Annotated in this window: 16 protein-coding genes; 9 read left to right on the top strand and 7 right to left on the bottom strand. The window is 68.2% G+C overall.

Translation table 11 applies throughout. The features are described from left to right. Positions 1 to 2 precede the first annotated feature (2 nt). Positions 3 to 881, top strand: coding sequence for a sigma-70 family RNA polymerase sigma factor (locus tag F3087_RS10135; RefSeq protein ID WP_150401569.1), 879 nt, complete (start codon positions 3 to 5; stop codon positions 879 to 881). A gap of 73 nt (positions 882 to 954) precedes the next feature. Here F3087_RS10135 and F3087_RS10140 read toward each other — a convergent pair whose 3' ends face one another. Further along, positions 955 to 1,431 carry an HAD-IIIC family phosphatase gene (locus F3087_RS10140; RefSeq protein WP_150401570.1) on the bottom strand — a complete coding sequence of 159 codons (477 nt, stop codon included), beginning with the start codon at positions 1,429 to 1,431 and terminating at the stop codon, positions 955 to 957. 340 nt (positions 1,432 to 1,771) lie between these two features. On the opposite strand from F3087_RS10140, the gene F3087_RS10145 reads away from it, so the two are divergent. Next, positions 1,772 to 2,992 carry a PucR family transcriptional regulator gene (locus F3087_RS10145; RefSeq protein WP_150401571.1) on the top strand — a complete coding sequence of 407 codons (1,221 nt, stop codon included), beginning with the start codon at positions 1,772 to 1,774 and terminating at the stop codon, positions 2,990 to 2,992. Here the strand turns inward: F3087_RS10145 and F3087_RS10150 are convergent. Continuing rightward, entirely contained in the window at positions 2,910 to 3,536 is a 627-nt protein-coding gene (locus tag F3087_RS10150) for a 4Fe-4S cluster-binding domain-containing protein (RefSeq protein ID WP_150401572.1), read from the bottom strand. The two genes, F3087_RS10145 and F3087_RS10150, sit on opposite strands and share 83 nt — an antisense overlap. A 508-nt stretch (positions 3,537 to 4,044) precedes the next feature. Here F3087_RS10150 and F3087_RS10155 point away from each other — a divergent pair. The 5 genes from F3087_RS10155 to F3087_RS10175 all read left to right on the top strand — a co-directional run bounded on the left by F3087_RS10155 (position 4,045) and on the right by F3087_RS10175 (position 8,235). Further along, complete coding sequence (locus F3087_RS10155; protein WP_150401937.1) at positions 4,045 to 4,740, top strand: response regulator transcription factor; 696 nt, start codon at positions 4,045 to 4,047, stop codon at positions 4,738 to 4,740. Continuing rightward, positions 4,737 to 5,924 carry a sensor histidine kinase gene (locus F3087_RS10160; RefSeq protein WP_150401573.1) on the top strand — a complete coding sequence of 396 codons (1,188 nt, stop codon included), beginning with the start codon at positions 4,737 to 4,739 and terminating at the stop codon, positions 5,922 to 5,924. Before F3087_RS10155 ends, F3087_RS10160 begins: the two co-directional genes overlap by 4 nt. After that, positions 5,921 to 7,003: a hypothetical protein gene (locus F3087_RS10165; protein WP_150401574.1), complete on the top strand. Its 1,083-nt coding sequence runs from the start codon at positions 5,921 to 5,923 to the stop codon at positions 7,001 to 7,003. The genes F3087_RS10160 and F3087_RS10165 overlap by 4 nt, the downstream gene beginning before the upstream one ends. Before the next feature lie 125 nt (positions 7,004 to 7,128). Beyond that, entirely contained in the window at positions 7,129 to 7,410 is a 282-nt protein-coding gene (locus F3087_RS10170; protein ID WP_150401575.1) for a response regulator transcription factor, read from the top strand. A gap of 276 nt (positions 7,411 to 7,686) precedes the next feature. Beyond that, the gene (locus F3087_RS10175; protein ID WP_150401576.1) at positions 7,687 to 8,235 is read left to right on the top strand and encodes a hypothetical protein; all 549 of its coding nucleotides are present in this window, start codon (positions 7,687 to 7,689) and stop codon (positions 8,233 to 8,235) included. On the opposite strand, the gene F3087_RS10180 is transcribed toward F3087_RS10175, so the two are convergent. Both F3087_RS10180 and F3087_RS10185 read right to left on the bottom strand, forming a co-directional pair. Beyond that, the gene (locus tag F3087_RS10180; protein WP_150401577.1) at positions 8,128 to 9,249 is read right to left on the bottom strand and encodes an esterase/lipase family protein; all 1,122 of its coding nucleotides are present in this window, start codon (positions 9,247 to 9,249) and stop codon (positions 8,128 to 8,130) included. The genes F3087_RS10175 and F3087_RS10180 overlap by 108 nt on opposite strands. Before the next feature lie 315 nt (positions 9,250 to 9,564). Further along, a complete protein-coding gene (locus F3087_RS10185; protein ID WP_150401578.1) occupies positions 9,565 to 10,770 on the bottom strand; it encodes an esterase/lipase family protein in 1,206 nt (401 codons plus the stop codon). A 327-nt stretch (positions 10,771 to 11,097) separates the two neighbouring features. Between F3087_RS10185 and F3087_RS10190 the strand changes: the two genes are divergently transcribed. Together F3087_RS10190 and F3087_RS10195 are read left to right on the top strand one after the other, a co-directional pair. After that, positions 11,098 to 11,742, top strand: coding sequence for a YdcF family protein (locus F3087_RS10190; protein WP_150401579.1), 645 nt, complete (start codon positions 11,098 to 11,100; stop codon positions 11,740 to 11,742). 12 nt (positions 11,743 to 11,754) lie between these two features. Further along, positions 11,755 to 12,786 (top strand): fused (3R)-hydroxyacyl-ACP dehydratase subunits HadA/HadB, encoded by a 1,032-nt coding sequence (locus F3087_RS10195; RefSeq protein ID WP_150401580.1) that lies wholly within the window; start codon positions 11,755 to 11,757, stop codon positions 12,784 to 12,786. Here the strand turns inward: F3087_RS10195 and F3087_RS10200 are convergent, their stop codons facing one another. From F3087_RS10200 to F3087_RS10210, 3 genes are read right to left on the bottom strand one after another with little or no spacing between them, the layout of a single operon-like run. Beyond that, positions 12,787 to 13,806: an LLM class flavin-dependent oxidoreductase gene (locus F3087_RS10200; protein ID WP_150401581.1), complete on the bottom strand. Its 1,020-nt coding sequence runs from the start codon at positions 13,804 to 13,806 to the stop codon at positions 12,787 to 12,789. It abuts the gene before it with no gap. 49 nt (positions 13,807 to 13,855) lie between these two features. Then, on the bottom strand, positions 13,856 to 14,890 hold the full coding sequence (locus tag F3087_RS10205) for an alpha/beta hydrolase (protein WP_150401582.1): 1,035 nt from the start codon (positions 14,888 to 14,890) through the stop codon (positions 13,856 to 13,858). Further along, the gene (locus F3087_RS10210; RefSeq protein ID WP_150401583.1) at positions 14,887 to 15,837 is read right to left on the bottom strand and encodes an acyl-ACP desaturase; all 951 of its coding nucleotides are present in this window, start codon (positions 15,835 to 15,837) and stop codon (positions 14,887 to 14,889) included. The genes F3087_RS10205 and F3087_RS10210 overlap by 4 nt, the downstream gene beginning before the upstream one ends. Between the last annotated feature and the right edge of the window lie 22 nt (positions 15,838 to 15,859).

A 15,859-nucleotide genomic window follows, 5' to 3' on the forward strand; every position in this document is an offset into this window, starting at 1 on the left:
CGATGCCCGCTCAGGACCTGCTGGCGCAGCGTTTCGAAACGCATCGGAGCCACCTGCGGGCGGTCGCGTATCGGATGCTCGGGTCGGTCAGCGAGGCCGACGATGCGGTGCAGGAGGCCTGGTTCCGGCTGGCCCGGCAGGACACCGACGAGCTGGACAACCTGGTCGGCTGGCTGACCACGGTCGTGTCGCGGATCTGCCTGGACATGCTGCGCTCGCGCACCGCCCGCCGCGAGGATCCCCTCGACCTGCTCGCCGACCTGGGCGACGCCGCCTACGACAGCGACCCGGAACACGAGGCGGTGCTGATCGATGCGGTCGGCCGGGCGCTGCTGGTGGTCCTGGATACGCTCGGTCCCGACGAACGGGTGGCGTTCGTGCTGCACGATCTGTTCGCGCTGCCGTTCGATCAGATCGCGCCGATCGTCGGGCGGACCACGCCGACCACGAAGAAGCTGGCCAGTCGCGCGCGGCAGCGGGTACGGGGTGAAACCACTACGACGGCAACCGAACTCGCCGAGCAACGGCAGGTGGTGGAAGCGTTCCTGACGGCGGCTCGTGGCGGCGATCTGACCGCCTTGCTCGCCGTACTGGCACCCGACGTGATCCGGGTCGCCGACCCCGCCGCACTGCCGGCGGGTCTGGCCGCGGTGGTGCGGGGCGCTACCGAGGTGGCGAAGGAAACCGTTCTGCTGCAACGTCGGTCGCGGGTGGCAGCCCTGGCGCTGGTCAACGGCGCGGTGGGCATCCTCGTCGCGCCGCGCGGGAAACTGCTACTCGCCCTTGCGGTTACGGTGCGCGAAGATCGGGTCGCCGGCTATGAGGTGATCGCCGATCCCGTCCGCCTGCGCGAGCTGGACCTCGCGGTGCTCCCCCGATAGCGTTCGCCCACAACGCAAAACCTGCCCGCACACCATTCCGATGGCGTGCGGGCAGGTGGTCTCTTGCCGGTTACTACAGCGCGGGCACCCGAGCGAACCCGACCGGCGGCGTCGGATTGGGCCCGGTCGGCAGGACCGGGCGGAAATCGGGCATCGCCGGCAGCACGTCCACATTGCGCGCCGCGTAGCACCGGACCTTCGGCAACGCGCGCAATACCTCGGCCCGTTCGACCGGCTCGTCGTCGATGAAGCCGATGGTGTCCAGCGTCAGCCCGAGCGTGAGCCCGATCCGGCTGATCGCCGAAGACTTCGGCCCCCAGCCGATTTCGAGCGCGGAGAACATCTCGTAGACGCCGTGCCGGTAGAGCTTGTCCAGCGTCCACTCGCGATCACCGCGACTGGCGACGGCATGCCAGATGCCCCGCTCGCTGAGCAGTCGTAGCGTGCGCAGCGCGGTGGGCCGCAGCGCGCCGCTGGTCCGGTCGCTCACCGCGCCGTCCCATAATGTGTTGTCCAGTTCCCAGACAAGACATCTCAGAGCCGGTCTCATGTGTCCTAGCCCCCTATCGCGTCGTCTCTGCCTTCCCTGGCGTGCGCGCGGCAGATGGGTACAGCTCACCCTCTCCGGCGCGGCACATGCCCGGCAAGCCCCTGGTTCCTGGGACAAGCCCGGCGCAGCGATCCTACCGAAAGCGCCCGCCGCACTCCCGGCAACCGACAGAACCAGCGGTACCGGATTCACCGGACAACCGCTGTGACGCAACACAACCACCAACCGACCAGTCTCTGATGGCCGTCATAGAACCTGCGGAATCGATCCGCAGCCGGTATGGACCGTTTAGTGTGAATGCGCCGCACAGCTATCTCCCGGGGGCGGAAGGAAGTCGTCAATGTCGATCGACAACTCAGCGCGCCAGAGCCTGACTCTCGCAGGCCGGCCGATGTCGTCCCCGCTCAAGGACGTTCGCGCGTTATCGCGGCAAATGGTCGGGCACTTCGTCGAAAACGTCATCCCCTGCGGCACGCTGCCCGCCGACGCGATCTCCGGCGACGTCACCACCATCACCCGGGTCTGCCTCGAGTTCGCGGTCAGCATGCTCGACGGCCAGGACATTCCGGAGAAGTTGCAGCGCCTCCAGGACGCCGCGTCCGGCTGGGCGCGCGAGGGCGTGCCGATCGACACCATCCACCACTCCATCCACGAGGGCTTCAAGATGGGCCTGGACCTGGTGATCTCGGATGCGTCCATCAAGGACTACGAGAGCCTGGTCGACGGCGCCAAGATGGTGCTGGAGATGCTGGACATGATCAGCTCCGCGGTCTCGGTGGCCTACATCCGGGAATTGCGCGCGGTGGTCAGCGAGCACCACACCGCCGTGCACACGCTCACCTCCGCGCTGCTCGGCGGGCACAGCACCTCCACGATGGCGCGCGAATGCGGGATCGCGATCGCGACCTCCTATGCCGTGCTCGCCGTGGCGATTCCGCCGCATCGGGAGGAGCACAATCCGATGCTGGACAGTCAGGTCGTCGCGCGCCGCAAGCTCAGACGGGTGCAGGCCGAACTCGCCACCCGCTGCGGCGACAGCGCGCTGTCGCTGCTGAGTGTCGACGGCGGCACCATCCTCATCCCCGCGGCCACCTTCGACACCGCCGGCTACGACGCCCTGGTGCTCCAGCTGTCGCACGCCGCGCAGGTCGGCATCACCGCGACCATGATCGATGGCACCCCAGAACAGATCCCCAACGCCGCCGACCAGGCCCACGAACTGCTCGACATGGTGCAGCGGCTGGAGGCGGTGCCCGGCCTGTACCGATTCGACGAACTCGCGCTCGAATACCAGCTCACCCGACCGGGTCCCGGCCGCGAATACCTCGGTCAGCTGCTCGACCCGCTCGATGAGCACCCGGAACTCCTGGAAACCTTGCAGCGCCACATCGCCAACAACCTCAATCGCCAGCGCACCGCCCGGGTCCTGCACGTGCACACCAACACCGTGGACTACCGGCTCAAGCGCATCGGTCAGCTCACCGGCTTCGACCCGTCCCAACCGTCGGGGCTGTGGTATCTGCGCTCGGCATTGGTCGCGCGTAGCTATCGCACGACATGAGGTCGCTCTCGAATTCCACTGTGGCATAGCGGCGCGCGCCGAGCGGCGAACCGACGACCACCTCGCGGTTCGCCACGCCGCGCAGCATCGGGCAGCTGGCCTCGGACTCCAGCGGATGCTCGGTGACCAGCGCGTCCACCGACGTGCCCAGCCACGGGAGCTGCTCGACCAACGCGGCGGTCGAGCGGCCCGAGTACAGCAGGATGTCGGTGGGACGGGTCAAGTCCGCACGCCAGCAGTTGATTCCGTCGAGCAGGGCACGCAGCGCCACAGGGTGGCCCGTCGGTTCGCTGCCCGAGATCGTCACGCCGTCGAGCTGGTCGGCGGGCAACTCCCGCAACCAGTCGACTATCGCCTCGACGCCGCACCGGGTGGATTCGTCGAACACCCAGGTGTTTCCGGCGAGGCAGGCGCGGCAGAAGACCCGGCAGCCCGGCAGCCAAATGCCGGCCCGAATTCCGTAGCCGATGTTTCCGACCGGAAAGCGCAGGTGCGACAACAGCATCGTTGCTCGGTCCGGGTGCCGACTGGAGTGCACGTTCATCTCTCCTGAGTCTTGCCGCGGGCCGGCGGAGCGCCCCGCGTCCTCACCTGGTGAGCCTCGTGGCGCCGATGCCTGCTGTCTGTCCGCCGAACACTCGACATCACTCCATGATCGAGGATTTCGGCAACAACCATTCCCGCGTAGGCGAAGTCAAAATGGGTAATTCGAAGAAATTCTGGGAAATAACGATCAGGTCAGTGGATACCATATTTCACGGAACAATGCGAAATTGGCGGCCGTGAAGTTTCGAACAGTACGAACGGTGACGTTGCGGTACCGGCGACACATCGCTGATCACTACTGGCACAAGCAGATTCGGGCACTGCATCATGGAACCGACCGGTCGATATCAGCTTACGCTGTACGAATCAGGGTTCCGCACCACCATTCGATCATCATTCGTTCCGGCGTCGAGTAGTGCGCAAAGCGAATAAGTGAACCACCCGACTTGGCACCTCCGGGACCGAGTGATTTAATTCCATTCATGGTGATCCGGAGACTGCTCACTATGGCGGGGGTGGCCGTCACCGACCTGCCCGGCCCCTACGCGACGCCGGGCACGGTGCGCCGGATCGGCATCGTCGAAGACCACCAGGCGGTCGCGGTCGGCCTGGCCGCGATCCTGTCCGACCAGCCGGACCTGACCGTCGTCGCGATCGCGCCGACGGTGCCCGAATTGCTGAAGCAGGCAACCGATCTCGACCTCGCCATCCTCGACCTGCGCCTGCCCGACGGCTCCAGCCCGCGCGCCAACGTCGAGATGCTGCACGACCTGGACATCCCCGTCCTCGTCTACACCACCGGCGACTGGCGCGACCTGATCCGCTCCGCCGCCCGGGCCGGCGTGCTCGGCGTCGCGCTGAAGAGCGACCCGGCCGAACGCACCACCGCGATGATCCGCGCGGCCGCCTCCGGCCGGCAGGTCGCGACGATGGCCTGGGCCTCGGCCATCGACAGCGACCCGGCGCTGACCAACATCGACCTGCCGCCGCGGCAGCGAGACGTGCTGGAGCACTACGCGAACGGCGAGACCGCGGCCTCGGTCGCGCACAAGCTCGGGCTGTCCGAGCACACGGTCAACGACTACCTGAGCCGGATCCGGCGGCGGTATGCCGAGGCGGGGCGGCCGGTCCGGTCCCGGGTCGACCTCTACCGCGAGGCCAAGCGGGACGGCTTCATCGGCGGCGACCCACGGCCACGATGACCGAGACGGCGGTGCCCCGGCGCAGCGCCGAAGCCCGCCTCGTCCGTGGCGCAGGCCTTTTCGTCGGGTCGGGCGGCCTGTTCTACGCCGCCCTCACCGTGCCGACCGCGCTGACCCAGTCGTCGCTGGCCGCGTCCTGGTGGACACCGCTCGCGATCACCGTCATCTATCTGCCCGCCGTGCTCATCGCGGTCGCGGCGCTGGGCTGGCGCTTCGACCTGATGCGGTGGGCGGTAGTGGTTTTCGCGTTCGGCTATCTGTTCGCCACGATCAGCTGGCTGGTCGTGCGGGTCGACGCCGTGGTGCCGCCGGAGCAATCACTGTGGATCACCTGGATTCCCGGCCTGCCCGCGGTCGCGCTCGCGCTCTTCTGGCGGCGCATCCCGTTCGGCTATCTCGTCCTGGCCGCGGCGCTCGACCAGACCGCGGCGGCGTACGCCCGCGGGCCGGACGCGCACAACCCGATCGTGCCGGATTTCCTGTTCGCCGTGGCCTATTCGGCGCTCCCCTGCGCGGCGTGCGTCGTCCTCGTCCAGGTCGGGCGCGCGCTGGATCAGACCTCGCACACAGTGCGCGCGAAAGCCACCGCGACCGCCGCCGCCGAGGCGCGCCGCTTCGAACGCAAACGCTTCGACGCCCTGGCGCACGACTGGGTGATCGCGACGCTGCTCGAGGCCTCGCGCGCACCCAACTCCGCCGTGCTGACCCACCACGCCGACATCACGCTGCGTGACCTCGAACGGCTGCGCGCCGGGCGCCCGGCCCAGGACAACCTCGATCTCGATCAGGTCGTCGCGAGTATCCGCGCGACCGCGGCCGAGGTCGACGACTCGGTCCAGTTGCACACCGACCAGGTTGCCGGAGTCGCGCTCACGGTGCCGAGCGATGTGGCGACCGCGCTCGCCGCCGCGGTCGGCGAGGCGCTGCGCAACTGGCAGCGGCATGCCGGTTCGCCGGATCACGAGGCGGCGTGCGCGGTGATGGTTAGAGCCGACGCCGAATCGGTGCAGGTCGAGGTCGTCGACGACGGGGTCGGGTTCGATCCCGCGCTGGTCCCGCCGGACCGGATCGGCTTGCGCGCCAGCATCATCGACCGGCTCGCCGAACTGCCGGGCGGCTGGTCGGCGATCGATGCAGCGCCGGGTCGCGGCTGCCGGATCAGCACCGGGTGGGTGGCGTCATGACGGCGAACCGGACCGTGCGCGACGACGTGCGCGACATCCTCGGCATGCGGACCACGGCGGCGTGGCTGCTGTGCGGCCTGTTCGCCGTCGCGATCACCTCGGAGGCGTTCGCCGCCGACGACGGCATCCGGGACATCCGGTTCACCGCGGTCGCGGTGGTCCTCATCCTGGCCGCGGGCACCGCCGTGCTGCTCGCGCCGGGCGATCCGCTCCCCGCCCGGTTCGCCGTGCCCGCCGCCGCGGCGGCCCCGCTCGCCGCCGCGCTGGCCATCTGGCAGCTGCCGGTGCCGATGGCGAACTCGACCCAGATCTGGTTCCTCGGCGCCGCATCGGCGTTCCTGAACTTCCTGTGCGTGCGCGGCGCACCGACCTGGGCGTGGACCGGCGTGCTCGGGCAGATCGTCATCTGCGCGTCGTGGACCATGCACACCGGTCAGGGCTGGCTCACCGGCGTCGGGTTCTCCTTCATCAACCTGACCCCGCTGCTCATGGCCACCTTCTTCGCGAGAGTCGTACGCCCCATGGCACATTCGATCCTGTCGCTGCGCCAGCAGGAAACCGACCGAGCCGCCGCCGAGGCGGCCGCGCAGGCCGCTCAGCAGGAGCGCGACGAACGGGTCGCCCGTTTGGACATCGCCGCGCGGCCGCTGCTGGAGATCATCGCCTCCGGCCGCCCGCTCACCGCGCGCGAGCAGGCGGAGTGCCGGCTGGTCGAGGCCGAGTTGCGCGACGACATCCTGGGCGGTGTGATGATCGATGACTCGGTCGGCGCCGCGGCACGCTGTGCGCGACAACGCGGAGTCACCGTCGTGCTGGACGACGGCGGCGGCCTCGACGAGGTCGACCCGGAGCTCCGGCAACAGGTGCGCACCGTCCTGCGCGACGCGCTCGACTACGCCGACGGCGGCACCGTGACCGCTCGCATTCTGCCGCCGGGGCGCAGTACGCTGGCCTCGATTCTGTTGCGCGACAACGGTGAACTGCGGATAGAGGTCGAGTCCACCGGGGCGGTCCGGTCCGACCTGGACGACCGGCAACTTGTTCGCGAAGCGAAGCAAGACCCCAGACCTGCGGGCTGAAAGCTGGGGAATTCCCAGGAGCGGAAACGGATCATATATTCAGTGGGCACATCGGTTATTGGTCTGCAACCTTCGGGGAGGTGCGGCACCGGAGCCGACGGACACTGCATGAAGCGGGAAAACTGATGACCTCCATCGTTCCAGATCCCCGATCACACCCGTACCGGACCGGGGCGTGGCGCGACCCGCACCTGTCGGCGCGGGAACTCGAAGTCCTCGTCGCCTGGGTCAAGTGCGACTCGAAAACCCAAGTGGGAAAACAGCTCTACCTCTCGATCGGCACGGTCAACACGCACATCACCCGCATTCGCGGCAAATACGCGGCGGTCGACCGCGCGGCGAACACGAAGGCCGCGCTGGTGGCGCGGGCCCTGCAGGACGGTCTGATCGAGCTGGACGAGTTGTAGCCGCACTGCGCCACTGTCTTTCTCTCGCTTCGACGCTAACACCGCGGTAGCCACGCCGACATCATTCGAACGACCGATGTGAATCGAGCGTGAACCATTGCCACCGACAGTGGTGTCGGACGATTGACCGACAGACAACGATGCCGAATCGTGACATCGTCAGGGTTCGCGGACGAAAAGGACCACGACGGCGGACACCATGCCGTCGCGCAGATCCGTTGCGCCCACGATCTTCTCGGGCTAGAAGACCGCATGCGGAAGGTGTGGGGACCGATCGTGAACCGACGACAAACGTATGAGGTGACTGTTTCGGCCGCGGAGCTAGCGGCGCTTATCCTGGCGGTGCACGAGGCCGCCGGACAGTCGGGGGGACCTTCGGCACGCCGCTGGCGACACGGCAACGTCGTCGGCATCAGTACGCCACGGGTGCGCGATCTGCCCCTGGCGACCGTGCGCGCCAAACATGTCGTCGCGCGCCGGCCGGTCGCGGCGATCACCGCCGCGCTGCACCGGACCGTCGCCGTGGACGTCATCTTCACCCTGGACGACGACGTCGCCTGCGCACAGTTCCATTGTGCGACAACACACTCCGAGATCACCCTGGCGCAGGAGCGGACCTGGGCGGAATACCTCTCCACCAAGACGTCGGCGGCACTCATCGCGACCGGCATCACCACCAGTCTGTCGGCCGGGTACGTCTGCGCCGCCGAGGCGGGGTTACAGGTGGCCGCCACCGCCGATCAGCCACGGATTGAAGGTGCAGGCGAGGTCCGGGTGGCCGGCCGGATCGAGGGCGCGCAGTGCGATGGAGAGGGCGCGCGGTGAGTACATCAGCGTCTGGTGATCGGAGAGGTCGAGTTCGCAGCCGTCCTGGAGGGTGACGTTCTGCACGGACGCGCCGCCGCCGGGCCGTAGGAAGGTCAGGTTGTAGGGGGTCATGATCTCGTCGTAGCGGGTGCCGACGATCGTGTAGTCGATGCCGGAAATGGTGTCGCCGCCGGCATTGAGCCGGTTGACGAAGTCCGAGCCGATGGTTTGCTCGGCCACCGCGTGACCGACCACGATCGAACTGGCGCCGACCACATCGATCCCGATCGTGTTGACGGCGCGGCCGAGGGCGGCGATGCCGTCGATGGTGGAGCCGTGATGCGTTGCGCCGAAGGTGATCAGGTTGTGCACCTTGTCCGCGCCGCCCTCGAACTTGGTGTACCAGTTGGCCATTGCGCCGCCCTGCGAGTAGCCGATGAGGTCGACGGCGGGCGCGCCGGTAGCCGCCAATACCCGGTCGACGAAGGTCGCCAGCTGCTTGGCCGAGTCCTCGATGTTGCCGGTGCCCATCACGCCGGGCAGCAGTGGCGGAAGGCCACCGCCTTGCGCCGGATCGGCGCGGCCGTAATTGAAGGCGAAGGTGCAGAAGCCCGCGTCCTTGATCGGCTGACTCATGAACGCGAAGCTGTTGTAGGCGTTCATCCAGGTGCCGTGCAGCAGCACCACGGGGCGGCGATGTTCGGCGGTCGGCTTGCAGTTCCAGTCGTTGGCGCCCGGCGGCGCGGCGTCCGGGTGGAACAGGCCGTAACCGAACGCGGACAGCCAGGACGGCTGCGCGGGACCGGAACCCACTGTGTCACTCGCGAATCCGCCGGACAGGCCCGCACTGAATCCGTAGTCGGTGATGGCCGTGCCGCGCCCGCGGCCGTCGATACGGTCGGCGATGCGCTGTTCGATCGACTCGACCGACGGGGCGGCGTGCGCGCCCGGGCCGGCCACGCCGAGCACGAGCGCCGTGACGCCAAGCAGGACGGCCACGATCGATGCTCGGCTGGAGGTCCGTCGTTTCATTGACACAGGCAAACACCGAATCATGGAACGGATATAACCACGTCACCAATGGCGCGTAAATCTCGTCCAGATTCGGTAAACCTCTTACAGATTCGATGAAAACGCGCTGGTCGCACCCAGCACAGTGCCCACCGGGCGGCGCGTGCGGTCGCCGCCCGATGGGCACTTTCGCCACGGGTCCGGGGTACGGAACTGGAGGCGGGGTTGAGGACCAGTTCGGCTCCCGCAGGATCCGTGACGGCGGCGCATCCGCCGGAACAGGCTGTGAGGGTATGGGTTTCGCCTGTTCCCGCGCGATGCACGCCTATTCGGGTGCTACAGCCCGCCCCCGCCGCCGATCAGCCACGGGTTGAAGGTGCACTCCAGGTTGGGGTGTCCCACCGGGTCGAGGGCGCGCAGTGCGATGGACAGCGCCCGCGGCGAGTACATCATCGTCAGATGGTCCGAAACGTCTTGTTCGCAACCGTCCTGGAGGGTGATGTTCTGCACCGTCGCGCCGGGACCCGCCTTCAGGAAGGTCAGGTCGTAGGGATTGGTGACCTCGTCGTAGCGGGTGCCGATGACCGTGTAGTCGACGCCCGGGACGGTGTCGCCGCCGGCATTGAGCTGGTTGACGAAGTCCGAGCCGATGGTCTGCTGGATACCCGCGTGGCCGACGAAGATCTCGATGAAGCCGAGGATGTCGATGCCGAAGTTGTTGATCGCCCGGCCGAGCGCGCCGATCCCGTCCAGCGACGTGCCGTGATGCGTCGCGCCGAGGGTGACCAGGTTCTTCACCTTGGCCGCGCCGCCGTTGAACTTGGTGTACCAGTTCGCCATCGCGCCGCCCTGAGAGTGCGCCACGATATCGACCTCGGCGGTCCCGGTGGCGGCGAGCACTCGATCGACGAAGGTCTCCAGTTGCTTGGCCGAGTCCTGGATATAGCCGGTGCCCATCACGCCGGGCAGCACCGAGCCGAGGCCGCCGCCCTGGATCAGGTTGGACCGGCCGTAGTTGAAGGTGAACGTGCAGAAGCCGGCGTCCTTGATCGGCTGGCCCATGTACGCGAAGCCGTTGTACGCGTTCATCCAGGTGCCGTGCAGCATCACCACGGGGCGCGGATGCGCGGCGGTCGGCTTGCAGTTCCAATCGTTGGCGCCCGGCGGCGCGACATCGGGGTTCAGCAGGCCGTAGCCGAACGCGGCCAGCCAGGACGTCGCCGCCGGGCCGTAACCGACTGTGTCGCTGGCGTATCCGCCGTTCAGCCCGGAGCTGCTGCCGGAGCCGCCGAAGCAGTTACCCGAGCCGTTGCCCGAGCCGGCGCCGCTGCCGGAGTTGCACGCGGAGCCGGACGAACTGCCGGAATCCGCGACCGGCGCCGCCGTGCGGCCTGCCGCGATGTAGTCGGCGAGCTCCTGCTCCGCGGATTGCGCCGCGGGCTCGGCACTCGCACCGACACCGGCGATCCCCATGACCAGCACCGAGACACCCGTGATCACCGCCGCCGTCAGCGATGAACGGCCGAAGGTACTTCGTTTCATTGCATGCCTTCCTACGTCGAGCACAGAATTCGAGTAGCGGCGCCGAGGTATGCCGGTCGACGGCACCGAAACTGCGCCAACGCTAAAACCGAACCGGCGGGCAACCCATCGGTCGACGCGCTTCCTGGACAGCTCACCAATCCCGCTGTCGCGGTTAGTTAAACGGCACAGTGCGGCACGTGCCTTTCTCTAAGCAGCGGCCGTGCGCGACGGTGAGGTGTCCAGATAAGTAACGGAATTATGGAGCGAATAGGCGCTACGACCGACCATGGGTGAATCTTTTCCAGCCATCGGCGCGAAACCGGTGGCAAACACTGGGAGACCGCCATGTTCGCTTCCGTCTCATCGAACTACCGCGGCGCCGCGTGCACGGTACGGCGCACCGTCCGCACCCTGTTCGGCGCGGTCGCCGTCGCGGCCGCCCTGGTGCACCTGCCCGCCGCCGTCGCCGACAGCACCGGTTCGGCCGACATCGCATTGCCGGACGTCCTGCGCAGTTTGGTTCCGCCGGCGCCGGAACCCCTTCCCGCACTGCATGGTCCGGCGACCGCGATCGTGGTGCTCGGCTACGGCCTGCTACCCGACGGCAGCATGCGCCCGGAGCTGGTCGACCGCCTGCATGCCGGATTCGTGCAGGCCCTGCTCGCGCCCGCGTCGCCGATCATCGTCACCGGCGGCAACCCGCACAACGGCATCACCGAGGCCAGGGCGATGGCGGATTGGCTTGTCCAGCACGGTATTCCGCCCGAACGAATCCATCTGGAGCCGGACGCGGACTCGACCGTGCAGAACGCCGAACGCTCCGCGCGGATCATGCGCGCGATCGGCGCGCGCGACGCCGTGGTGGTCACCTCGGCCGACCATATCGACCGCGCCGTCGGCACGTTCACCGCCGCGGGCGTGCAGGTGGTCGGCGCGGTCACGCCCGATCAGGTGCCGCGCCTCACGTGGCAATTCGGTCCCGGTTCGTAAAAGGAGCAAATCATGCGCGATATCTCTGTGAATGCCGCCGAGCAGGTGCGAGCCCTGGTCGATCGTCGTTATCGTTCGACGACGCCTTATGACGTGAGCCGGAAAAAGATTCGGGAATTCGCCCGGGCCGTCCAGGATTATCATCCGGCGCATTGGAGCGCGGACGCCGCGGCCGATCTCGGTTTTCCCGGACTGCTCGCGCCGGCCACCTTCTCCTCGATCATCCTGAGCCGGGTGCAGCGGGAAATTCTGGATACGGTGCTCACCGGCTATCGATCGTCCCGGATTCTGCACGCCGACCAAGTTCTCGACCTCGGCCGCCCGTTGGTCGCGGGCGACCGGCTGACCTGCGACATCTATTTCGAGTCCTTCCGGCATTTCGCCGACTACGACGTGCTGTCGATCAAGAGCGTGCTGGTCGATCAGCACGGCGAGACGGTGCAGACCGGCTCGACCGCCCTGCTGGCCCGGACCGGGCTCGCCGATCCGCGGTTGGCCGAGACCGTGCGCGACATCGCTATGCGGGGCTACTCCCCCGCCGGGCCCGGGCAGCTCTGTGTGGCGAGCGCGGACCGGGTCGCGCCGCCGTGCGGTAGCCGAATGCCGCGCACCACAGTCGATTTCGATGCGCTCGCGGTCGGCACCGAGCTGCCATCGCGAACCGTGCGGCTCTCGCACGGCGATCTGGCGAATTACGCGGCCGTGGTCGGCGACACCGAGCCGGCCGGTTGCGACGACGCGACGGTGCGCGGGCTGCCGTCCGCGGACGCGCCCGGCATGCTGAAACTCGGTATGGCGGCGGCATTCCTGAGCTCCTGGCTGGGTGATCCGGGCGCGGTGACCAGGTTCCGTGCGCAGTTCGCGCATTTCACGCACTCGCTGCGGATTCCGCCGTTCGCGACGAGCGCGATCGAGCTCACCGGCCGGGTGACCTCGCTCGATCCGCGCCGGCGGCGCGCCACCATCGCGATCGACGCCCGATCGGATGGGCGCAGGCTGTTCGGTTACGCGGCGGCGGAAGTGCGCTTCCCCCTTCGCGATTGATCAGACTGCGGCACGCTCGGAGCTGAGCAGGCCCACCAGCCGGGCCAGCCGGCGATGCGACTCCAACCGGGCCTCGCGATCGTAAGTGCTTGTGTGCACAAGGATTTCGTCGGCGCCGGTCTGGGTGACCAAGCGCTCCAGCTGGTCGGCGACCTCGTCCTCGGTGCCGTGCACGTGACCGAGCAATGCTTCCTCGAAGATCCGGCGCTCCCGATCGGTCATGGTCAGCGTCTCGATCTCGGCGGGCGGGATCAACGTCGGGAATTCGCCGCGGGTGCGGGAGTACGCGTTCGACCAGGCTTCCGGCAGCAGCAGCCGGTGCGCTTCCGCGGTGGTATCGGCGATGACGACCGAGCCCGACACCATGACGTAGGGCTCGGCGCCCCACGCGGTGGCCTGGAATTCGGCCCGGTAGCGCTCGATCGCCTCGACCATCCGATCCACCCCGCCCACCGCGGCGATGACCAGCGGCAGCCCGAACCGCGCGGCTCGCTCCGCGCCCGAACCGGTGGCCAGCAGGAACGCCGGAATCCGCAGCCCCTCGGCGGGCCAGCCGTGCACGCCGCTGCGGCCGTGGTCGAAGTAGTCGAGCAGCTCGCTCAGCTGGGCGTCGAAGTCCTCCGCGGCACGCTTGTCGTGGCCGAGCGCGCGGCGCACGCCGTCGGTGAAGCCGACCGAGCGGCCCAGGCCCATGTCGATCCGTCCCGGGTACAGCGATTCCAGCACCCCGAACTGTTCGGCGACGATCAGCGGCTGATGGTTGGGCAGCATCACCCCGCCGGTGCCGATCCGGATGCGTTCGGTCGCCGCCGCGGCGGCCGCGGCGAGCACGGTCGGCGCCGAGCCAGCCACGCCGGGCACGCTGTGATGTTCGGACACCCAGAACCGGTGATAACCCCACTCCTCGGCGAGGCGCGCGAACTCCACGGTGTCGCGCAAGGCCGCGGGATGGCTCTGGCCGCGCCGGACGCGGGAGCGGTCCAGGATGGAGAACCGGACGGAGGGAAGTGCCGAGGTCATATCTGTGTCAACGCGACGGAGGCCCGGTGATTCCGCGCTGCGTCGACGGTCACTTCGGCGACGGCAGCTCCAGCGCCTTCGACAGCACGGCCCAGGCGCGCGGCAGTTCCGCCTCGAAGTCGGGCCAGGAGTGCATGCCCGCGGCGTCGTATTCGACGGTGGCGGGGATGTTCAGCTCGTTCAGTCGTCCCGCGAACCGCTCGGTGCAGGCGCGCGCGCCGGCCTCCAGCGCCGCGCCGCCGCCGGCCAGGCGCAGTGCGTCGACGACGGTCGGCGACTGCGCGATGGCGACCAGGTCGGCACCGGTCGGCACGCCGGTCGCGGCGGAGAGGTAGATCGCGGTGCCGCGCAGTTCCTCCGCGCCGAGCAGGCTGTCGTGCTCGGCCCATTCCGGGGAACTCGGTGGGCCCCAGAGGTTCTCGACATTGCCGCCGCGCGAGGCGACGGTGATGGTGGTGACAGCGTGCCCGAGCGGATCCGCGGTGGAGTAGCAGCCGCTCATGCCCGCCACCGCGCGGTAGCGGCCCGGATGTCGTTGGGCCAGCATCATTGCCGCCTGCGCGCCCATCGAGACGCCGGCGATGGCGCGGCGGCCGTTCGATTTCAGCAGCGATTCCACGATCGGCGGAAGTTCCTCGGTGAGAAAGGTTTCCCAGCGGTTGAGGCCCAGGGCGGCGTCGTGCCGATCCCAGTCGCTGTACATGCTGCCGGTGCCGCCGCTGGTCAGCACCACGTCGACCGGCTTGTCCGCGAAGAACTCCGCGGCGCCGCCCTTGCTGAGCCAGCCCGAGGTGGTTTCGCCGTCGACCCCGTCGAGCAGGTAGAGCGTCGGGCGCGGTCCGGAACCGGTGCCGCGCAGCACGTCGACCTCGATGATCCGGCGCATAGCCGCCGACGCGATCCTGAGGTGGTCGCGGTGCGGGCCGACGGTGTCGATCGAGATCAACCCGCTCCGGGTCATCGCCGGATCGACCGCGGGCGGCGGCGCGCTCGGCACGCCGGGCGGATCCGCGACCGCGGGCACCGCGACCGTCGCGGCGATGACTGCCATCGCCGCCGCGCTGATCGTGCCTCGGTAGCTCATCGGGTGGCGGCGGCTCGTTCTGCCTGCCGGGCCGCCACCCGGTCTCGCTGTTCCTCGAATCGGGTTGCCTTCTCGGCTAATTCGTCGAGGTAGGCGCTGAGCTGATCGCGGGCTCGTTCCCCGTCGCCGGACAGGTCGGTGCGCTCGAACACATTCCACGCGCGTAATACGGGCCGCACCACGACGTCCAGGTGCTGGCGTAGGTCGTAGATGCCGTGCTTGGCCAGCACGACCGCGTTGCGGCGGAAGTTCGGCTGGGTGAGTCCGGGCATCTGGAAGCGCGTGACGATGTCGGTGATGGCACGAAGCGTCTCGTTCGGCATCAGGTCGAGAGCGGCGGCGCTGATGTTGCGATAAAAGATCATGTGCAGGTTTTCGTCGGCGGCGATCCGTTGGAGCATACGCTCGGCGATGGGTTCGGCGCAGGCGGTTCCGGTGTTCCGGTGGCTGATTCTGGTGGCCAATTCCTGCAATGTCACATAGGCGACCGAACGCAGAAACTGCGGCCCCTTCACCGGTTTCGCGATCCCGGTGGTCATATGCGCCATCCTGGCCTGTTCCAGCAGCACCGGATCGACCGCGCGGGTGACCACCAGATAATCGCGCATGACGATGGCGTGCCGGTTCTCCTCGGCCGTCCAGCGCCCTACCCAGGTACCCCAGACCCCGTCCAGGGAGAACGATTCCGAGATCTCCCGGTGATAGGAAGGCAGATTGTCCTCGGTGAGCAGGTTGGTCACCATCGCGGTCCGGGCCACCTCGGTGAGCTTGGATTGACCGGGCTCCCAATCTATTCCGCCCATCGCGGCGAAATTACGGCCGTCGTCCCAGGGCACGTAGTCGTGTGGGTTCCACGCTTTCGCTTTGCGCAGATGCTCGTTGAGCAATCGTTCGGCGACGGGTTCCAGTTCGCGGAGAATATCGGTATCGGTCAACGCGGTCGTCACACGTGCTCCTTATGCTCGGCGC

The organism is Nocardia colli (genome assembly GCF_008704205.1).
Taxonomy (GTDB): domain Bacteria; phylum Actinomycetota; class Actinomycetes; order Mycobacteriales; family Mycobacteriaceae; genus Nocardia; species Nocardia colli.